General features: G+C 67.1%; 18 protein-coding genes. 5 read left to right on the forward strand and 13 right to left on the reverse strand.

The window, feature by feature from the left end:
- Window position 1 precedes the first annotated feature (1 nt).
- From J2X92_RS12540 to J2X92_RS12575, 8 genes are all read right to left on the reverse strand, one after another.
- Window positions 2-1,477: an N-acyl-D-amino-acid deacylase family protein gene (locus J2X92_RS12540; RefSeq protein ID WP_373424832.1), complete on the reverse strand. Its 1,476-nt coding sequence runs from the start codon at window positions 1,475-1,477 to the stop codon at window positions 2-4.
- A complete protein-coding gene (locus tag J2X92_RS12545; protein ID WP_307576100.1) occupies window positions 1,474-2,385 on the reverse strand; it encodes a MurR/RpiR family transcriptional regulator in 912 nt (303 codons plus the stop codon). The genes J2X92_RS12540 and J2X92_RS12545 overlap by 4 nt, the downstream gene beginning before the upstream one ends.
- Window positions 2,386-2,395: 10 nt before the next feature.
- Window positions 2,396-3,718: an amino acid deaminase gene (locus J2X92_RS12550; RefSeq protein ID WP_373424833.1), complete on the reverse strand. Its 1,323-nt coding sequence runs from the start codon at window positions 3,716-3,718 to the stop codon at window positions 2,396-2,398.
- Window positions 3,715-4,692, reverse strand: coding sequence for an ABC transporter ATP-binding protein (locus tag J2X92_RS12555; RefSeq protein WP_307576104.1), 978 nt, complete (start codon window positions 4,690-4,692; stop codon window positions 3,715-3,717). Before J2X92_RS12555 ends, J2X92_RS12550 begins: the two co-directional genes overlap by 4 nt.
- Window positions 4,693-4,840: 148 nt before the next feature.
- Complete coding sequence (locus J2X92_RS12560; RefSeq protein ID WP_307576105.1) at window positions 4,841-5,878, reverse strand: ABC transporter ATP-binding protein; 1,038 nt, start codon at window positions 5,876-5,878, stop codon at window positions 4,841-4,843.
- Window positions 5,878-6,717 (reverse strand): ABC transporter permease, encoded by an 840-nt coding sequence (locus J2X92_RS12565; RefSeq protein ID WP_093020034.1) that lies wholly within the window; start codon window positions 6,715-6,717, stop codon window positions 5,878-5,880. Before J2X92_RS12565 ends, J2X92_RS12560 begins: the two co-directional genes overlap by 1 nt.
- 9 nt (window positions 6,718-6,726) lie before the next feature.
- On the reverse strand, window positions 6,727-7,668 hold the full coding sequence (locus J2X92_RS12570; protein WP_307576109.1) for an ABC transporter permease: 942 nt from the start codon (window positions 7,666-7,668) through the stop codon (window positions 6,727-6,729).
- A gap of 30 nt (window positions 7,669-7,698) precedes the next feature.
- Window positions 7,699-9,273: an ABC transporter substrate-binding protein gene (locus tag J2X92_RS12575; RefSeq protein ID WP_307576111.1), complete on the reverse strand. Its 1,575-nt coding sequence runs from the start codon at window positions 9,271-9,273 to the stop codon at window positions 7,699-7,701.
- Between the two features lie 188 nt (window positions 9,274-9,461).
- Here J2X92_RS12575 and J2X92_RS12580 point away from each other — a divergent pair, with 188 nt between their 5' ends.
- Window positions 9,462-9,848, forward strand: coding sequence for a RidA family protein (locus tag J2X92_RS12580; RefSeq protein WP_055803740.1), 387 nt, complete (start codon window positions 9,462-9,464; stop codon window positions 9,846-9,848).
- Here J2X92_RS12580 and J2X92_RS12585 read toward each other — a convergent pair whose 3' ends face one another.
- From J2X92_RS12585 to J2X92_RS12595, 3 genes are all read right to left on the reverse strand, one after another.
- Window positions 9,849-10,442, reverse strand: coding sequence for an ATP-dependent Clp protease proteolytic subunit (locus J2X92_RS12585; protein WP_055804361.1), 594 nt, complete (start codon window positions 10,440-10,442; stop codon window positions 9,849-9,851). It lies immediately after the preceding gene.
- Window positions 10,443-10,535: 93 nt separating this feature from the next.
- Window positions 10,536-11,213 (reverse strand): lipoprotein-releasing ABC transporter ATP-binding protein LolD, encoded by a 678-nt coding sequence (gene lolD, locus J2X92_RS12590; RefSeq protein WP_307576114.1) that lies wholly within the window; start codon window positions 11,211-11,213, stop codon window positions 10,536-10,538.
- The gene (locus tag J2X92_RS12595) at window positions 11,206-12,462 is read right to left on the reverse strand and encodes a lipoprotein-releasing ABC transporter permease subunit (RefSeq protein ID WP_307576116.1); all 1,257 of its coding nucleotides are present in this window, start codon (window positions 12,460-12,462) and stop codon (window positions 11,206-11,208) included. Before J2X92_RS12595 ends, lolD begins: the two co-directional genes overlap by 8 nt.
- A 134-nt stretch (window positions 12,463-12,596) precedes the next feature.
- On the opposite strand from J2X92_RS12595, the gene J2X92_RS12600 reads away from it, so the two are divergent.
- Together J2X92_RS12600 and recJ are read left to right on the forward strand one after the other, a co-directional pair.
- Window positions 12,597-13,565, forward strand: a complete 969-nt coding sequence (locus J2X92_RS12600) for a hypothetical protein (protein ID WP_307576118.1) — start codon at window positions 12,597-12,599, stop codon at window positions 13,563-13,565.
- The gene (gene recJ, locus J2X92_RS12605) at window positions 13,562-15,286 is read left to right on the forward strand and encodes a single-stranded-DNA-specific exonuclease RecJ (protein ID WP_307576120.1); all 1,725 of its coding nucleotides are present in this window, start codon (window positions 13,562-13,564) and stop codon (window positions 15,284-15,286) included. The genes J2X92_RS12600 and recJ overlap by 4 nt, the downstream gene beginning before the upstream one ends.
- Window positions 15,287-15,298: 12 nt before the next feature.
- Here the strand turns inward: recJ and J2X92_RS12610 are convergent, their stop codons facing one another.
- Window positions 15,299-15,904, reverse strand: a complete 606-nt coding sequence (locus J2X92_RS12610) for a DUF1003 domain-containing protein (protein ID WP_307576123.1) — start codon at window positions 15,902-15,904, stop codon at window positions 15,299-15,301.
- A 192-nt stretch (window positions 15,905-16,096) separates the two neighbouring features.
- On the opposite strand from J2X92_RS12610, the gene J2X92_RS12615 reads away from it, so the two are divergent.
- Window positions 16,097-17,113, forward strand: coding sequence for an SDR family oxidoreductase (locus J2X92_RS12615; protein ID WP_307576124.1), 1,017 nt, complete (start codon window positions 16,097-16,099; stop codon window positions 17,111-17,113).
- A 42-nt stretch (window positions 17,114-17,155) separates the two neighbouring features.
- On the opposite strand, the gene J2X92_RS12620 is transcribed toward J2X92_RS12615, so the two are convergent.
- The gene (locus tag J2X92_RS12620; RefSeq protein ID WP_307576127.1) at window positions 17,156-17,980 is read right to left on the reverse strand and encodes a YoaK family protein; all 825 of its coding nucleotides are present in this window, start codon (window positions 17,978-17,980) and stop codon (window positions 17,156-17,158) included.
- A gap of 153 nt (window positions 17,981-18,133) precedes the next feature.
- On the opposite strand from J2X92_RS12620, the gene J2X92_RS12625 reads away from it, so the two are divergent.
- Window positions 18,134-18,538 (forward strand): hypothetical protein, encoded by a 405-nt coding sequence (locus tag J2X92_RS12625; protein ID WP_307576128.1) that lies wholly within the window; start codon window positions 18,134-18,136, stop codon window positions 18,536-18,538.
- The last annotated feature ends 10 nt before the right edge of the window (window positions 18,539-18,548 follow it).

An 18,548-nucleotide genomic window follows, 5' to 3' on the forward strand; every position in this document is an offset into this window, starting at 1 on the left:
GCTACACGCCCGCGCGCGTCAGCATCCGCCCCGCGCGCGCGAGCACGTTGGCTTCGCCTCCCTGCCCGCCGCAATACGCCAGCACACCGTTCACGAACACCCGCTCCACGCCCAGGCTCACGCCGTGCGGCTTGTCGTAGGTGGCGGTGTCGGCGATGGTCTCGGGATCGAACACCACCACGTCGGCCATGGCGCCCGCGCGCAGCAGGCCGCGGTCGGCAATGCGCAGGTTGCGCGCGGTCATGCCGGTCATCTTGTGCACGGCCTGCTCGAGCGTGAACAGCCGGCGCTGGCGCCAGTAGCGCGCGAACACGCGCGGAAAGGCGCCCCACAAGCGCGGATGCGGATGCCGGTCATGCGGCAGGCCGTCGCTGCCGATCATGGTGAGCGGGTGCGCGATGACGCGCTCCACGTCTTCTTCCTGCATCTGGAAATAGCAGGCACCGCCAGGCTTCAGGCGCAGGCAGGCCTCCTGCTCGGTGGTGCCCCATTCGCGGGCGATGTCGGAGATCAGGCGTCCCGTCATTTCCGGGTGCGGGTCGGACCAGGTCAGAAGCACGTCGATGACGCCATCGACCAGGTCTTCGCGCAGCACGGTGGAGCCGGCCACGTAGGGGTACACGTCCATCGAGATTTTCTGCCGCTCGGCAAGCGCCTCGATCAGCGGCAGTGTTTCCTTCGTGCGGCCCCAGTTGGCGGGGCCGGCGCACTTGTGGTGCGAGATGACGAGCGGCACGCCGGCGCTGAAGGCCGTGTCGCCCGCTTCGTGCAGCGCCTCGATGATCTGCTGCATCTCGCTGCGCAGGTGCGTGGCGTAGATGCCGCCGTGCCTGGCCACGATGCGCGCAAGCGCGGTCACTTCTTCGGCCGGGGCGGCAAATGCTTCCTCGTAGAACAGCCCCGACGACAGGCCATGCGCGCCTTCGGCCATGCAGCTGTCGAGCAGCGCCGCCATGCGCGCGAGCTCGTCGCTACTCGCGGGCCGGTCGAGCGCCTCCATGGCCGCGAAGCGCAAGGTGGTGTGGCCCACCAGAGCCGCGACGTTGAGCGCCGGCTGCGCAGCGTCCACGGCCGCGCGGTACTCGGCCATGGTGGCGTGCTTGAACGACTCCGCGCCCAGCAGCGTGAGCGGCGGCTTGGACTGCGGCGTGCGGTAAGGCGCGAGCGAGATGCCGCAGTTGCCCGTCACCACCGTGGTGATGCCTTGCGACACCTTGGGCAGGCACAGCGGGTCGCGCAGCACGATGGCGTCGTCGTGCGTGTGCGCGTCGATAAAGCCGGGTGCGATCACCTTCGTGCGGCAATCGACGATCTCGATGTCGGCGAGTGAGAGGCCTTCGGGCAAGCGATCGCGCAGCCCTTCGCCAAGCGCGACGATGCGGTCGCCCTGCAGCAGCACGTCGCCCGGCCACGAAGGCCCGCCCGAACCATCGACCACGAGGCCGGCTTCGAGCAAGATGGCTTTGGCGCCGCTCACGATGCGCGGCCTTTGCTGTTGATACCGCCGCCGTCCCAGCTTTGCAGCGGATGCGTGGAAGCGTCGATGCCGTGGCGCTGGAAGGCCTCGCGGGCGCGCTGCAGGCGCTGCACCGCGGGCTCGCCGCGGCGCTGGGCCACCAGCACCGTGAGAATCTCGATGGCAGTGAGATGCGTCAGGTAGGCGTCGATGCCCACGTGCATCACGGCATCGTCTGGCACCGAGAGGCCCAGCAGAAAGTCGGCCTTGGCTGCCAGCGCGGTGCCCGGCCGCGTGAGCGCGACCACCTTGGCGCCTTGCGCGCGTGCGATGTCCACTGCATCGAGCAGCGAAGGCATGCCGCCCACGTGCGAGATGGCAATGACCACCCCGCCCGGACGCTGCGCCGCGCCCGCCACCTGCTGCAGGTGATAGTCGGTCCAGGCGTTGGCCGAGAGGCCAAGCCTGAAGAGCCGCGCCTGCAGGTCGTTGGCCATGAACCACGAGGTGGCGCCGGCACCGTACAGGTCCACGTGCGGCGCGGCGGCGATGGCGGCGACCGCGCCTTCGAGCACCTGCATGTCGAGTTGCCCGCGCACGCCAGACACCGAGGCCGCGGCGCTGCGCGCGATCTTGCCGACCACTTCATCGGCCGCATCCTCGATGTTCACACGCCGATGCAGGGGCGAACCCCCTAGCGCGAGCTCTTGTGCCAGCGCGAGCTTGAATTCGCGCAGCCCCGCAAAGCCCAGGTCGCGGCAGGTGCGCATGATGGTGGGCACCGAGCTGCGCGAGCGCTCGGCCAGCTGCTCGAAACTCTCTTCCAGCGCGCGGTCGGGGTCTTCGAGGATCAGATCGAGAATTGCGCGCCGCGTGGAGGGCGCGCTGTTGCGGAGCTCGGCGATCTTCTGAAGCAATGAGGGAGTCATTGGCTCGCGTTCAAAAATGCATGGCGACGGCGTCGCTCACGCGGTAGTTCTCTTCGACCACCGGCATCCAGTGCCATTTGTCGAAGGTGGTGCAAGGGTGCGAAATGCCGAGGCCGACGCGGTCGCCGACCACCGGAGCCTGCGCTTCTTCGGACGCATCCCAGCGGAGGTAGGCGTGCTGGTCGTTGAGCGCGGTGATCTTCCAGCCGGCGGGCACAGCCTCTGCTTCAAGCATGCCGCGCGCCGCGCGCGCGATCGGCACCGGCATCGAGAGGTCGAAGGAGATGTCGCGCTTGCCGACGGCCAGGATGGCGAGGCCCGGTTCGGGCCGCGACTGCACCGTGGCCCACACTTCCATCGCAGGGCGCAGGCTCTCGCCGCAATCGCAGCCCAGTCGTTCGTCCACCGCGCTCACCATGCGCTTGTAGAAGCCATGGTCGTGCGTGACATAGCAGCCCGAGCGCAGCAGGCCGCGCACCGGCGAATTGAGCGCGGGCTTCAGGCGGCCGGCCACGAGATCGAAGATGGCCGAGCCGCCGGCCGAGACCAGCACCTCATCGGTCTCGAACAGCTGCTGCGTGTCGCAATGGCGAGCAATGGCTTCCACGCGGTCCATCAGCGTGTTGGCGTAGTTGGTGTCGGCTTCGCTGGAACCTGTGGCGCCCTGCCCTTCATAGGTTTCGATGCCCACCAGCTTGACCGCATCGCTGGCGCGCAGGCGCGTGGCAAGCGCCACGGCCTCGTCATGCGTACGGCAGCCGGTGCGTGCGCCCTCGACGCCGATCTCGAGCATCACCTCGAAGGGCACGCTCTCGGAATGGCGCTTCGACCAGTCTTCGATCAGCGCGAGCTGCGCGAGCGAATCGACCAGGAACACCACGCGAAGGTCGGCGTGCGCCTGCAACAGCAGCTGTATGCCGGCCAAGTCTTCGTCGCTGACGACCTGGTTGGCGATGAGCGTGCGGCGCGCACCGGCCGCGACGCCCACAGCGAGCTGCGTCACCGTGGCGAAGGTCAGGCCCCAGGCGCCGGCATCGAGTTGGCGCTGGAAGAGCTGCGGCGACATGGTGGTCTTGCCGTGCGGCGCGAGGTCAATGCCCCACTCGCGCACGCGCGATTGCATCCACGCCAGGTTGTGCTCCAGCGCCTCGCGCTTGAGCACGGCCAGCGGCAGCGGCAGGTCACCGGCCAACACGTTCCAGCCCGCGGCGCCGACCTCGCTGCGACGGCGCGGCGGCTGTGTGCGCGGGTAGCCCTTGAAGTTGCTGCCCAGCAGCGGGTCGTTGAAATCCTGGTCGGCGGGGGCAGCAGCGGTGGTGTCGGTCATGGTCATGCGGCAATGTTGGAGAGCAGCTCTTTTCGAATGCAGGCGCTGTAGTGTCCGGGAGAAATCTCGTCGAGCGGCGGCACGGTCTGCGCGCAAGCCTCGATGGCGTGCGGGCAGCGGGTGCGGAACACGCAGCCCGATGGCGGCGAGATCGGGCTTGGAATGTCGCCCTTGAGCGCAATGCGCTCGGTGGCAAGCGTGGGGTCCGGCTTCGGGCTCGCGGCCAACAGCGCCTGGGTGTATGGATGCGAAGGCCGCGCGAACAGCTCGTCGGTCTCGGCCACTTCCATCACCTTGCCAAGATACAGCACCACCACGCGGTCGCACAGGTACTCGACCACGTCGAGGTCATGCGAGATGAAGAGCATGGTGAGGCCCAGCCGCTCGCGCAAGTCGGCCAAGAGGTTGATGACCTGCGATTGGATCGACACGTCGAGTGCCGACAACGGCTCGTCGGCCACGATGAACTCGGGCTCGACTGCGAGCGCGCGCGCCACGCCGATGCGCTGGCGCTGCCCGCCCGAGAACTCGTGCGGAAAGCGGCTCGCATGCTCGGCACGCAGGCCCACGGTTTCCAGCAGCTCGGCAATGCGTTTGTCTCGCGCCACGGCACCCTTGTGCAGGCCATGCGTGGAGAGCGCTTCGCCGAGAATGGCGCTGATGCGCATCTTCGGGTTCAGGCTCGCATACGGGTCCTGGAAAATGATCTGCAGCTTGCTGCGCAGCTTGCGCATGCGCTCGCCCGAGAGCGCGCCGATGTCGTCGCCCCGGTAGAGCACCTGGCCGGCGGTGCGCTCGACAAGGCGCAGCACGGTGCGGCCGATGGTGCTCTTGCCGGAACCCGATTCGCCGACGAGGCCCAGCGTTTCGCCGGGTTGGATGGCGAACGACACATCGTCGACCGCGCGCACCGGGCGGTCGCTGCTGCCGAAGTACTTCTTGAGTCCGCGGACTTCGATGAGGGGAGCGGCGGTGGTCATCGTGGGCTTTCTCCCTCCCCTTCCGGGGGAGGGTTGGGGTGGGGGCTCTGGGCGGTGGAGACCGTCACAACAACGGAACGGCCGAGTGCCCCCACCCCCGCCCTCCCCCGGAAGGGGAGGGAGCAAGACGGGGACAACAGTGCGCGGGTCATGCGGCTTTTGCGAGGGTTGCGTCCGGCTGCACGCGGATGCATCGCGCCTGGCGGTCCTGACGGATGTCGATGAGCGGCGGAATCGCCTCCTTGCAACCCGGCAGCGCATGGTCGCAGCGCGGCTCGAAAGCACAACCCGGCGGCGGCGCGAGCGGGCTCGACACCTGGCCGCGAATCGCGAACAGGCGCTTCGGCTTGGGCTGCCCCGGCAGGCGCGCCTTGCCCGGCAGGCACGCCAAGAGGCCCTGCGTGTACGGATGCTCGGGCTGCGCGAACAGCGGCCGCACGGGCGCGCTCTCGACCACGCGGCCTGCATAGAGCACCACCACGTCATCCGCATGGTGCGCGACCACGCCGAGGTTGTGGGTGATGAACAGGATGCTCATGCCGGTCTCGGCCTGCAGCCGGCGCATGAGCTCGAGGATCTGCGCCTGGATGGTCACGTCGAGCGCGGTGGTGGGCTCGTCGGCAATCAGCAGCGTCGGGTCGCAGGCCATGGCCAGCGCAATCATCACGCGCTGGCGCATGCCGCCCGAAAGCTGGTGCGGGTACTCGTGAATGCGCTGCGCCGCGGCCGGAATCTCGACCAGCTCCAGCATGCGCAGCGCATGGGCCATGGCCGCCTTGCGGTCGAGGCCCTTGTGCAGCCGCACGCTCTCGGCAATCTGTTCGCCGATGGTGAAGACCGGGTTCAGGCTGGTCATCGGCTCCTGGAAGATCATCGACAGCTGGTTGCCGCGCAGACTGCGCATCTCGCGCTCGCCGATCTGCAGCAGGTCGAGCGTCTTGCCTTCGCGCGTCACGAAGGAAGCCGAGCCGCTGACTTGCGCATTCGCGGTCTTGGGCAACAGGCGCATCAGCGTGAGGCTGGTCACCGATTTGCCCGAGCCCGATTCGCCGACCAGCGCCGTGGTCTTGCCGGGCTGGATCGAAAAGCTCACGTCGGCCACCGAACGGATCAGGCCGTCTTCGGTGGGGAAGCTGGTGCTCAGGTTGCTGACCTGGAGACGCGGTGTGTTCATAGCGTTCGTCATCACAGCGTCTTCTTCAGCTTGGGGTCGAGCAGGTCGCGCACGCCGTCGCCCAGCAGCTGCAGCGACAGCGCGGTGAAGATGATCGCGAGCCCCGGGAACAGCACCACCCAGAAGGCCTGGTGCGCATACTGCTGGCTGCCCGCGACCATGGTGCCCCACGTTGGAATTTCAGGCGGCACGCCGACGCCGAGGAACGAGAGCCCCGCCTCGGCCAGGATGGCGTAGGCGAAGATGAACGACACCTGCACGAGGATGGGCGACATCAGGTTCGGCAATATGTGCCGCCACAGGATGCGCGAGGTGCGCACGCCCAGGGCGCGAACAGCCTCCACGAACAGCAGCTCGCGCACCACCAGCGTCGAGGCCCGCACCACGCGCGCCACGCGCGGCGTGTACACCAGCACCAGTGCAAGCACGGTGTTGATGAGCGAAGGCCCCAGGATGGCGACGAGCGCAATGGCCAGCAGGATGTCGGGGAAGGACATCATCGCGTCGACCACGCGCATCAGCGGCGTGTCGAGCCGGCGGAAGAAGCCGGCCATGAGGCCCAGCACCGTGCCGGCGATCACCGAACCCAGCGCGGTGAGCGCGGCAATGGCGAGCGAGTAACGCGCGCCGTGCACGATGCGCGAGTACATATCGCGGCCGAGTTCGTCAGTGCCCAGCAGGTGCTCGGCACTCGGCCCTTTCAGGCGTTGCAGCACGGCCGTGTCGTTGGGGTCGATGGAGGCGAACAGCGGCGCGCCGATGGCGAGCACCGCAATCACCAGCAGCACCAGCGCGGAGACCATCACGATGCGACGGTGCATCAGCTGGCGGAGCATTCGGGGCATTTGCATGGTGTTCTCTCAGACCTTCACGCGCGGATCGACGACGGCGTACAACAGGTCGATCGAGAAATTGATCAGCACGTAGATCGCCGCGATCACGAGCAGCGCGCCCTGGATCACCGGATAGTCGCGCCGCAGCACCGCGCTCACGACCAGGTTGCCCACGCCTGGCAGGCCGAACACGGTCTCGGTGATGACGGCGCCGCCAATCATCAGCGCGACCGTGAGGCCGATCACCGTGACGATCGGCACCAGCGCGTTGCGCAGCGCGTGCTTGAGCACCACCGTGCTTTCGCTCAGGCCCTTGGAGCGCGCGGTGCGCACATAGTCTTCGCCCAGCACGTCGAGCATCGAAGCCCGCGTGAAGCGGATGATGAGCGCCGAGTTCAGCAAGCCCAGCACCGTGGCCGGCAGCACCAGCGCATGCAGCCGCTCGGCGAACGGCGCATCGGGCGCACCGTAGCCCGACACCGGAAACCACCCGAACGACACCGCAAAAATCTGGATCAGCACGATGCCGAGCCAGAAGCTCGGAATGCTGGCGCCGAGCATCGCGATGCCGGTGAAGAGCTGGTCGACCAGGCGACCGCGGAACACGGCCGAGACGATGCCGCAGGGCACGCCGATCAACGCCGCGATGGCCACGGCCATCAGCGCGAGCAGCGTGGTCGGTTCGGCGCGTTCCCACAGCGCTTGCGTCACCGGCCGCTGCAGGAAGATGGAGGTGCCGAGGTTGCCCTGCAGAACTTCGCGCAGCCAGTAGCCAAACTGCACCGGCAGCGGCTTATCCAGGCCGTACTCTTTCTGCACTCGGGCGATGTCGACCGCGGTGGCCTGGTCGCCCAGCAGCACCGAGACCGGATCGCCCGAGGCCGCGCGCGTGAGCACGAAAACGAGCACCGCCACGATGGCGAGCACGACGAGCATGCCGGCGGCGCGCGAAGTGAGATAGCGAAACATGAGTGGTTGGCTCCGTGGCGACCCGGGGGCCTACTTGATTCTTGCGTTCCAGAAGAACGGCCACGTCGCGGGCTGGTAGTTGTCCAGCGCCGGGCTCTTGGCCGAGAGGCCGTTGAACTTGCCGACGTTGATGTACGGCACTTCTTCATAGACCACCTGCTGCACCTTGCCCCACAGCGCGCCGCGCTTGGCCGGGTCGCTCTCGACATTGAAGGCCTGCAGCGCCGACTTCTTGGCGGGCGAATCCCACCAGCCGGGCGCGCCGTCGCCGAGTTGGGGCGGCGAGAGCATCGGCTCGGGGAACTGGCCGGAGTGGGTCACGTAGATGTCCCACAGCTTCGGGTCGTTGCGGCGCTGCACCAGCGTGGCCCAGTCGACCACGTTCAGGTCGACCTTGAAGCCCGCGCGCTTCAGCTGCTCGGCCATCAGCAGCGACATGTTGTAGTGAAAGTCGTACTGGCGGCTGGTGAGCACGCGGATCGGCTCGCCCTTGTAGCCCGCCTTGGCCGCGGCCTCCTTGGCCTTGGCAGCGTTGCGCTCGTTGTAGAGCGTGGTGCCGGCGGTCGAATAGAACGGCGAGCCTTTGGGGAAGTGGTTGCCTTCGGCCACGAAGAAGCGTGTGTCGCCGAAGCCGGCCGCGAGCATCTCGCCTTCGCCGAGCGCCGACTGGATCGCCTGGCGCAGGGCCTGGTTGGCAGCCACGCCTTCCTTGGTGTTGAGCACGAGATACGGAAAACCGAACGACGGCGTCATGATCGGCACGGTCTTGCCGCCGGACTTTTCAAGGCGCGGCAGGGCCTCGACCGGCAGCAGGTCGGCAAAGTCGTACTGGCCGGCCAAGGCGCCTTCGACGCGCGTGCTGGCATTGGGCACCGGCACGAAGCGCAGCTCTTCGATGGCGGCTTCGCGCTTGCCGCCGTAGCCGCTTGCCGGCTCCTTGCGCGCCGCGTACTTGTCGAAGCGCGTGAGCAGCACGAACTGGTCGGGGCGGCGCTCCTTGAACTTGTAGGGGCCGGTGCCGACGAAATCCTTGAGCGGCGAAGCGATCGAGTCCTTCGCCATGATGGCCGCCATGCCGCTGGGCAGCGCCAGCTGAGAAAGCAGCGGCGCATACGGCGCCTTCAGCACGATCTCCACGCCCAGCGGGCCCTTGGCCTTGAGGCTCTCGATCTCCTTGCCCACGGCCTTGCCGCGCGGCGACTGGTCCATCCAGCGCTGCAGGCTGGCCACCACGTCGTCGGCATTGAGTTCGCGGCCGTTGTGCAGCATCACGCCCTTGCGCAGGGTGATGGCGTAGCTCTTGCCGTCGGTAGAGATCTTGGGCATCGTCTCGGCCAGCATCGGCACCACGTTCCACTTGGCGTCGAAGGTGTAGAGCGTCTCGTATACGTGCTGCATGATGGTTCCGACCAGGTCGGCCGTGGAGGCCATCGGATCGAGCGTCTGCGGTTCGGCAACCATGGCCAGCGTGGCGAAGTTGCGCGCCCCCTGGGCATGCGCTTGCTGGTGAGGCAGCGCGGCACACAGTATCGCGAGCAGGGAAGCGCCCAGCAGGCTGCGCTTCGACAGCTTCGGCAGGCGCTGGACAAGACCGGCGTGGGACATGGGGACTCCTTCGTGGGGCAGGCAGTTTGTGAAAGAAATTTTCTCTTCGGCCTGCACTTTGAAGCACTATCCATGCCAAATCATCCGTGTAAACCCTTGGTTGAGGGCTATTCTGAAATAGATTTTCAGATTGGGCCGATACTTGCGATCCCTCTCTTCTTCCTTGTCCTCACTTCAGGAGTCCTCTCATGCCGCTCGAATACCTCGGCGCCCCGCCCGTCGCCTCTGACCGCCAGGCACGTCCTTTCTCCCCGGCCGTGCGCGCCGGCGATTTCATCTACGTGTCGGGCCAGGTGCCTGCCAATGCCGAAGGCGAGATCGTGGTGGGCGGCATCGAGGCGCAGACGCGCCAAGTGATGGAAAACCTGAAAAAGGTGCTCGCGCTGGCCGGCGCCACGCTCGACGACGTCTGCAAGAGCACCGTCTGGCTGCAAGATGCACGCGACTTTGGTGCCTTCAACCGCATCTACATGAGCTACTTCGGTGAAAACAAGCCAGCGCGCTCGACCACCGAAGCGCGGCTGATGGTCGACGCCAAGGTCGAGATCGACGTGGTGGCCTACAAGCCCAAGTAACTACAGCAGCTCGGTCTTGCGCTGGATGATGCGCGAGACCAACCCGTATTCGACCGCCTCCGCCGCCGAGAGCCAGCGGTCGCGCTCGATGTCGGCCAGCACCACGTCGATCGGCTTGCCGGTCTCGCGCGCGATCTCATGCGCGATGCGATGCCGCGCCTTGATGATCTCCTGCGCCTGGATCGCGATGTCGGTCGCCTGCCCGCCCGCGCCGCCGCTGGGCTGGTGAATCAAGAAGCGCGTGTTGGGCAGGCACACGCGCCGCTCGCGGGGCACCGACAGGTACAGGTGCGTGGCGGCGCTGCCGACCCAGCCGGTACCGATCATGTTCACCGGTGCGCTGATGAAACGCACGATGTCGTGGATGGCATCGCCCGACTCCAGGTGGCCGCCGGGCGAGCTCACGAGGATGTCGATGGGTTTTTCGGGGCTGTCGGCGTCCAGCGCGATGAGTCGGCGCGTCACGTCGGCGGCCACTGCGTCGGTGATGCTGCCGAAGATCAGCAGCGTGCGCGACTTGAAGGCTTTTTCTTCCAGGTAGGAATTGCGCGGCTCGGCCGTGGCCGCGGGTGGGGTGTCGTCGTCTGTTTGCATGTGAAGAAGCGCTCCTCTGATTGAACGGCATCTTGCCGATCGGACGTACAGTTTCGCGACATTGCGGGGGCCGTGGCAAGCGGCAGCTGCAACTCAGCCGGCGAGCCGCCCTGCCACCAGCTGCAGCACGCGATCGCAGCGCTTGGCAAGCTCCTGATCGTGCGTGACCATCACGAAGGCCGTGCGGTGCTTGTGCGCGAGTTCGATCATCAGCGCAAACACGGTGTCGGCCGTGTTGCGGTCTAGGTTGCCCGTGGGCTCGTCGGCCAGCACGCAAGCCGGCTGCGTGACCAGCGCACGCGCAATGGCCACGCGCTGGCGCTCGCCGCCCGAGAGTTCGGCCGGCCGGTGGTGCAGGCGCTCGCCCAGGCCCACGCTTTCCAGGATCTTGGTGGCAGCAGCCGCCGCCTGCGCGGGTGCCATGCGCCGGATCTTGAGGGGCATCGCCACGTTGTCGAGCGCGCTGAACTCGGGCAGCAGGTGATGAAACTGGTAAACGAAACCCAGGTGCTCGTTGCGAAGCCGCCCCTGCTCGGCCGCGTCGGCATGCGCGATGTCCTTGCCGAGCAGCTCGACCCGGCCTGCGGTGGGGCCGTCGAGCCCGCCCATCAAGTGCAGCAGCGTGCTCTTGCCGGAGCCCGAGGCACCGACGATAGCCAGCGTTTCGCCGGCGCGCACATCCAGGTCGACGCCGTGCAGCACGGTGAGGTCGATGCGCCCTTCATGGAAGCGCTTGGTGAGGCCGCGGGCCTTGAGAACGACATCACTCATAGCGCAGCGCCTCGGCGGGATTGACGCGGCTGGCGCGCCAGCTCGGATACAGCGTGGCCAGGAAAGCCAGCACAAGGGAAATGATGGCAATCGGCATGATGTCGCTTCGCTGCGGATCGCTTGGCATCTTGCTGATCAGGTAGATGTCCTTCGGCAAAAAGCTGGCATGGAAGAGCCGCTCGAGCGCCGGCACGATCACGTCGATGTTGTAGGCAATGCCCAGCCCCAGCAGCAGCCCGGCCACGGTGCCAATCACGCCGACCATCGCGCCCTGCACCACGAAAATGCCCATGATGCTGCGCGGCGAACTGCCCAGCGTGCGCAGGATGGCGATGTCGGCGCGCTTGTCGGTCACGGTCATCACGAGCGTGGACACCAGGTTGAAGGCCGCCACCGCCACGATGAGCGTGAGGATGATGAACATCATTCGCTTCTCGACCTGCACTGCCGCAAACCAGGTCTTGTTCTGGCGCGTCCAATCGCGAATGAGGAACTGGCCAGGCAGCGTGACGGCCATCTGGTCGGCCACATCGCGCGCCTCGTTCAGGTCCTTGAGCTTGATGCGGATGCCGGTGGGCCCGTCGAGCCGGAACACGCGCTGCGCATCTTCCTCGTGAATCATGGCCAGTGCCGAGTCATACTCATAGTGGCCCGAATCGAAGGTGCCTACTACGGTGAACTGCTTGAGCCGCGGCACCACGCCCGCAGGCGTGACCTGCCCGCCCGGCGCCACCAGCGTGACCTGGTCGCCCGGCTGCACGAACAGCGAACGCGCCAGCTCGCCGCCGAGCACGATGCCGAACTGGCCCGGCACCAGCTTGTCGAGCGTGCCCTTCTGCGCCGTGGAGTCGATGTCGGTCACCTCGGGTTCGAGCTTGGGCACGATGCCGCGCACCAGCGTGCCCTTCATGTCTTCGCCGCGCGCAATGAGCGCCTGCGTGGCGATGAAGGGCGCGGCGCCGATCACCTCGGGGTTCTTGCGCGCGGCCGCCGTGATGGCGTCGATGTCGGGCAGTGCCTGGCCGTCGCGCGAAAGAATCTCGATGTGCGACACCACGCCGAGCATGCGATCGCGCACCTCTTTCTGGAAGCCGTTCATTACGCTGAGCACGATGATCAGCGCCGCCACCCCCAATGCGATGCCGAGCATCGATACGCCGGAGATGAAGGAGATGAAGCCGTTGCGCCGCGTCGCGCGGCCTGCGCGGGTATAGCGCCAGCCGAGCTGCAGTTCGTAAGGAAGTCGCATATTTTCAGTGTGAGCTCAGCCAGGTGCACCCGCGGATCCGGCTTTGCCGGGCTGCCAAGTACGCCCCCCAATGAAGAGATGCGCCAAAGGCGCTGCGAGGGGCTTTTCATCCTAGCATCCCGGACAATAGGGAAATGGCCGAACCTCTCCCCCGTCATCTGTTGATTCCCTTTGCCGGCCGCGGTTCCCCGGCATGCCGCGCGACATGGCCCTCCCTCCGGCTGCCCAACCTCGAGGCCCTGCTCTCCCGCCTCTCACTGGCGGAGACCGACACGCAGGACGAAAGCACGCGCTCACCGCCCCATGAACGGGCGCTCGCCAAGGCGCTGGGCATCTCGGCGGCCGACGGCTGCATTCCGTGGGCCGCGCTGGAAGCCAGGCAGGCCGGCATCGCCGAAGCGGGCGATCAAGAAGGCTGGGGCCTGGTCTCGCTGTGCAACTGGCAGGTGGGCATCGACGACGTGGTGCTGGGCGACCCGTCCGCGATCGAAATCGATGCCGCCGAATCGGCCGCGCTGCTGGCCGCCGCGCATCCTTTCTTCGAGGAAGACGGCATTGCCCTGCACCCCTCCGCGACGCCCGGCCGATGGTTGGCGCGCGCACCCATCTTCAACGGACTGGCCACGGCGTCCATCGACCGCGCGGTGGGCCATCCCATTTCGCAGTGGTCGCCTCTGGCCGAAGCGGCACGGCCGCTGCGCCGCCTCCAGAACGAAATGCAGATGCTGCTCTATACCCAGCGGGTGAACGATGACCGCGCCGCCCGCGGCGTGCCGCCGATCAATTCTTTCTGGCTCAGCGGCACCGGCGCGCTTCCGGCGGACATTCCCCCGGCCGACACGGCGCCGCCGACCGTGAGCGATGCGCTGCGCGTGGCCGCTTTGCGCGACGATGGCGCCGGCTGGGCCGAAGCGTGGCAGGCGCTCGATGCGAGCGCCATTGCCAGCCTGCTGGCCGACTACACGGCCGGCGCCGACATCACGCTCACGCTGTGCGGCGACCGCGCGGCGCAGTGCTATGCGGTGCAGCAGCGCGGACTGGTAGGCTGGGCCCGGAGCCTGTTCGACCGGCCGCGTGCCGCCAGCGTGCTCGAGGCCCTATGAAGATCATCGCCAGGGAAATTCCGCCGCGAACGGTCTGGGCGCTGGAGCAGGCCGGCGTGCATCCTTTGCTGGCCCGCCTCTTCGCGGCGCGCGGCGTACTTGCCAAGGACGAACTCGACGACGGCCTGGCGCGGCTGCTGCCGCCTGACACGCTGCATGGCGCGCGCGAGGCGGCGGTGCTGCTGGCCGACGCGATGGCGCAGGACAAGCGCCTTTGCATCGTCGCCGACTACGACTGCGACGGCGCCACCGCCTGTGCTGTCGCGGTGCGAGGCCTGCGCCTGCTCGGCGCAAAGAACGTGAGCTACCTGGTGCCCGACCGCGTGGTCGATGGCTACGGCCTCACGCCGCCCATTGCCGAGCGCGTCGCCGACAGCGGCGCCGACATGCTGATCACCGTCGACAACGGCATTGCCAGCGTCGATGGCGTGGCTGCCGCCAAGGCGCGCGGCCTGCAGGTGCTGGTGACCGACCATCACCTGCCCGGCCCCGAACTGCCGGCCGCTGACGTGCTGGTGAATCCCAACCAGCCCGGCTGCGGCTTCGAGAGCAAGAGCATCGCCGGCGTGGGTGTGATGTTCTACGTGCTGCTGGCACTGAGATCCGAACTGCGCGCGCGCGGCGTCTTTACCGCGGCCACGCAACCCAAGCTGGACGTGCTGCTTCCGCTGGTGGCGCTCGGCACGGTGGCCGACGTGGTGAAGCTCGACGCCAACAACCGCCGCCTGGTGGCGCAGGGCCTCCGGCGCATTCGTGCGGGCGCGCTGCCCGCAGGCATTGCGGCGCTGTTCAAGGCGGCCGGACGCAATGCCGCGGTGGCCACCACCTTCGACTTCGGCTTTGCACTGGGGCCCCGCATCAATGCGGCCGGCCGCCTGGCCGACATGACGTTGGGCATCGAGTGCCTCTTGACCGACGACGCGGGCCGCGCCGACGAGCTCGCGCGCATGCTCGACGGCATCAACCGCGAGCGCCGCGACATCGAGGGCGGCATGCGCGATCAGGCGCTGCTGCTGGCCGAGTCGCTGTTCGGCCCCACCGCGGACGGCGGCGAGTCGCCTCCCGCGGCCATCAGCGTGTTCGATGCCGACTTTCACGAGGGCGTGGTTGGCATCGTGGCTTCGCGCCTCAAGGACCGCTTCCACCGTCCGGCCTTCGTGTTCGCTGCAAGCGGCGCAGTGGGCAAGGCGCACGAGCTCAAGGGCTCCGGCCGCTCGATCCCGGGCTTTCACTTGCGCGATGCGCTCGACCTGGTGGCCAAGCGCTATCCGGGCGTGCTGCTGCGCTTTGGCGGCCATGCAATGGCGGCCGGCTGCACCGTGGCGCGCGAGAAGTTCGAGGTGTTCGAGCAGGCGCTGGCCGAGGTGGCGCATGAATGGCTCGACGCGGCCACGCTGACACGCCGGCTCGACACCGACGGGCCGCTGGCGCGCGAGTACATGCGCATCGACCTCGTCGACACGCTGCACCGCGAGGTGTGGGGCCAGGGCTTCGCGCCGCCCACCTTCAGCGAGGAAGTGGAGGTGGTGTCGCAGCGCCTGGTGGGCGAGAAGCACCTTGCGCTCAAGCTGAGGCACCAGGGGCAGCCGGTGGACGGCATCTGGTTCGGCCATACCGATCCGCTGCCCGCGCGCGTGAAGCTGGCCTTCAGGCTCGATGCCGACGAATGGCAGGGTGTGCGGCGCGTGCGCTTCCTGGTCGAAGGCGCAGAGCTGCCCTAGCGGCCGCGCTCCTCAACGGCGCTCCTCGTGCGAGGCCTCGGCCTCCACGATCTGATGCAGCACCTTGCCGGGGTCGGTGCGCTCGGCCAGCGCCCTGACCTCGCTGTGCGACTCCTGCGGCACTTCCATCTTTTCCGCCATGCGGGTGGCGAGGCGCAACAACGCGGTCATCTCACGCTCGTTCAGCAGGTTGATCTGCAGGTCCAGGTGGTGCCGGCGTTCGCTCTCTTCGGCTGACATGTTCTGGCTGATCAGGATCATGATCGCCAGCACGATCGCCTCGATGGAGACCAGGAAAAGCAGAAAGGTGAAGGGGTAAGGATCGATGTGCCACACAAACTGGTTGAGCAGGATCCAGACGGCAAAAAATCCCAGGTTCCACCAGAGGAAGGCCACCGTGCCGCAAAAACGCGAGATGCGGGACACCAGCCTGTAGAGCATCGGCTTGGCGCGCCGGTTTTCTTCTTCCAGCTCCAGAATCGACTCGATGTTCCGGTGCGTCAATGCCTGCAGCGAAGGATGCTTGCGGCGCGGGCGGTTTGCCTTGCCATTTCCATTGCTGCCGTTGCCGTTGCCTTTGCGTTTGCCGGCTTCCTTCGTTTCCTTTTCAGGCTGCATCGCCCGTCCTCCAGTGTCGGGAAGCCATGAAGATGCGCAAGGCGCCAGGACCGGGGCGTAGGCGTGCGTCGTTACTCTTTGCAAGCGAAGCGGAAATCGCGCGACACGGCGGGCGCGCTTTCGGGCTGCATTCCTACGCAGGCGAGGCACCAGAGTTTTACGGTGGACGTTCACATGAGGAGCCCAAGCACCATGAAATCGACCACCGCAAGCCCCGCGAAGTCAGCCAAATCCCGGGGAGGAACTGCCCACACAGCCTCCAGGCAACGGGCAGTCCAGCGCGAGCAGGACGCGAAGGACAACGCAAAGCCGGCCGCCAAGAAATCCAGCCAGCCGGCGCAAGCAGGGCCGCGGTCCCAGCCGGTCAATCCGATGCCGGCGCAGCATTTGAGCAAGCCGGGTTTGGAAGCGGAAATGGCACTGCGCCCCCGCTTCGAGGCGCCGGATTACAAGGGCAGCGGCAAGCTGGAGGGCATGGCGGCGCTGGTGACGGGCGGCGATTCAGGCATCGGCCGCGCCGTGGCGGTGCTCTACGCCCGTGAAGGCGCCGACGTCGCCATCGTCTATCTGGAAGAAGACGAGGATGCCGAGGAAACACGGCGCCACGTCGAGGACGAAGGCGCGCGCTGCATCATGATCAAGGGCGATGTGTGCGAACCTGCGTTCTGCCGCGACGCCATCGACAAGACGCTCCAAGCCTTCGGCAAGCTCGACATCCTCGTGAACAACGCGGCGTTCCAGTTGCATGCGGCCTCGATCGAGGACATCACCGACGAGCGATTCGACCTCACCCTCAAGACCAACGTCTTCGGCTACTTCCAGATGGCGCGCGCCGCAGTGCCGCATCTGGGCCAGGGCGCGTCGATCATCAACACCGGCTCGGTCACCGGCCTGGAAGGAAGCGCGCACCTGCTCGACTACTCGACCACCAAGGGCGCCATTCATGCGTTCACCAAGTCGCTGGCCAGCAACCTGCTGCCCAAGGGCATTCGCGTGAACGCGGTGGCGCCCGGGCCCGTGTGGACGCCGTTGAACCCGGCGGACAGCCCGCCCGAAAAGGTGAAGGACTTCGGCAAGAAGACCGACCTGCAGCGGCCGGCGCAACCCGAGGAGCTGTCTCCGGCCTACGTCTTTCTCGCCGCGCCAAGCTGCGCCAGCTACATCACGGGAATCGTGCTGCCGATCACGGGCAGCGTGGGTGCGATCTGAAGCCGCGCGCGACAGCACGTAGCGGCTCTCCTCACGGGCCGGTCAGCGTTCGGGCGATGAATCGGCGCCCGCGGGCCGCTGCCGGCCGGGCGACTTCACGCCGATGGCGGCAAGAAGCTTCTGCAGCGTCCGGGAGCGCGGTATGTCGCGCGTGAGCGGCGGCACCGAGACGGCCAACAGCAAGGCCGCGAGCGGCACCACGAAGACGAAGCCCAGATAGCTGAAGCCGAGCGCGCCGACGATACCGCCCAGCACGAACATGCCGATCAGCCCGCCCGCCATTCGAATCCTGCGGCGATCATGGCGAACCATGGCGTGTGCCGGCGTGGCATGCCCGTTCCAATAGATCAGCTTGCCCAACTCCATGCCCACGTCGGTGATGTTGCCCGTCATGTGGGTGGTGCGCACGCTGCCGCCGGAGGTCTTGGAGCCAACGGCGTTCTGCAGGCCCATGATGAAGGAGAGCAGCAGCACGGTGAGCGGCACGGCAAACGGCGTTGACCAGGTCAGGGTGATGGCGCCCATCAGGCCGAACGGAAACATGAGCACCGCCTCGAGAAGCAGCGGCACCGCATAGACACTGCGCAAGCGATGCTGGCGACCCCAGTTCACCAGGATCGCGCACACGGCCGCGCCCAACAGGAACGCAAGGATGGCGCCCAGCGCGTTCAAGAGCAGCTTCGTGTTGCCGAGCACCAGGCCGTCCGCAAACTGCGAAGCGAAGCCCGTCATGTGCGAGGTGTACATGTGCAGCACCAGGAAGCCCCCCGCGTTCACCGCGCCGGCATTGAAAGCCAGCAGAAGGCCGAGCACCCGGTTGGTGGAGGGGGCGCGGTGGCGGTGGGTGAGGAAGCGTAGTCTGCGCATCGGCGTACTGCGTTGGCTTGGACTCTAGCACCTGAAGGAATGGCCGCGCGCTTGCGTACCACGGTTCAGCGGCCCGGGGCCCTAAGGAATGTTCTGATTACACTTTGCGCCGGGCTGCGTTGTGCATGCGTGTTCTCAACTTCAAGGGTTTCAATGAAAGTCTCCACTCTCCTCGCAGTCGTCGCGCTGGCCGCGTCTGCCCTGCCCGCCGCGGCACAGGTTTCGGTCAATATCAATGTGCCTGGCTTGATCCAGGTGGCGCCTCCGGCGCCGCGCTACGAGCCGATGCCAGGACCGCGCGCAGGCCAGGTGTGGGTGCCCGGCCGCTGGCAATGGAATGAACGCGCCTACGTCTGGCATGCGGGCTTCTGGCAGGCGGCACGTCCTGACTACGCGTACGCGCCGGGCCGCTGGGTTCAGGCCGACGGTGGCTGGCGATGGATGGAAGGCAACTGGCGGCGCGCGGAACAACAACCGCATCACGCGGAGCGCGAAGGCCACGGTGGCGGCGGTGGAGGCCACTGCCCACCCGGACAGGCCAAGAAGGGACGTTGCTGATCCCCTGTGG

It is taken from the genome of Variovorax paradoxus (assembly GCF_030811855.1).
Classification (GTDB): Bacteria; Pseudomonadota; Gammaproteobacteria; order Burkholderiales; family Burkholderiaceae_C; genus Variovorax; species Variovorax paradoxus_L.

Coding starts and splice junctions, on each gene's coding strand:
- J2X92_RS12620 (WP_307576127.1), bottom strand. CDS start 17,980: ATGCGCAGACTACGCTTCCTCACCCACCGCCACCGCGCCCCCTCCACC.
- J2X92_RS12570 (WP_307576109.1), bottom strand. CDS start 7,668: ATGTTTCGCTATCTCACTTCGCGCGCCGCCGGCATGCTCGTCGTGCTC.
- J2X92_RS12575 (WP_307576111.1), bottom strand. CDS start 9,273: ATGTCCCACGCCGGTCTTGTCCAGCGCCTGCCGAAGCTGTCGAAGCGC.
- J2X92_RS12580 (WP_055803740.1), top strand. CDS start 9,462: ATGCCGCTCGAATACCTCGGCGCCCCGCCCGTCGCCTCTGACCGCCAG.
- J2X92_RS12625 (WP_307576128.1), top strand. CDS start 18,134: ATGAAAGTCTCCACTCTCCTCGCAGTCGTCGCGCTGGCCGCGTCTGCC.
- J2X92_RS12545 (WP_307576100.1), bottom strand. CDS start 2,385: ATGACTCCCTCATTGCTTCAGAAGATCGCCGAGCTCCGCAACAGCGCG.
- J2X92_RS12610 (WP_307576123.1), bottom strand. CDS start 15,904: ATGCAGCCTGAAAAGGAAACGAAGGAAGCCGGCAAACGCAAAGGCAAC.
- J2X92_RS12615 (WP_307576124.1), top strand. CDS start 16,097: ATGAAATCGACCACCGCAAGCCCCGCGAAGTCAGCCAAATCCCGGGGA.
- J2X92_RS12550 (WP_373424833.1), bottom strand. CDS start 3,718: ATGACCATGACCGACACCACCGCTGCTGCCCCCGCCGACCAGGATTTC.
- lolD (WP_307576114.1), bottom strand. CDS start 11,213: ATGAGTGATGTCGTTCTCAAGGCCCGCGGCCTCACCAAGCGCTTCCAT.
- J2X92_RS12555 (WP_307576104.1), bottom strand. CDS start 4,692: ATGACCACCGCCGCTCCCCTCATCGAAGTCCGCGGACTCAAGAAGTAC.
- J2X92_RS12600 (WP_307576118.1), top strand. CDS start 12,597: ATGGCCGAACCTCTCCCCCGTCATCTGTTGATTCCCTTTGCCGGCCGC.
- J2X92_RS12565 (WP_093020034.1), bottom strand. CDS start 6,717: ATGCAAATGCCCCGAATGCTCCGCCAGCTGATGCACCGTCGCATCGTG.
- J2X92_RS12595 (WP_307576116.1), bottom strand. CDS start 12,462: ATGCGACTTCCTTACGAACTGCAGCTCGGCTGGCGCTATACCCGCGCA.
- recJ (WP_307576120.1), top strand. CDS start 13,562: ATGAAGATCATCGCCAGGGAAATTCCGCCGCGAACGGTCTGGGCGCTG.
- J2X92_RS12585 (WP_055804361.1), bottom strand. CDS start 10,442: ATGCAAACAGACGACGACACCCCACCCGCGGCCACGGCCGAGCCGCGC.
- J2X92_RS12560 (WP_307576105.1), bottom strand. CDS start 5,878: ATGACGAACGCTATGAACACACCGCGTCTCCAGGTCAGCAACCTGAGC.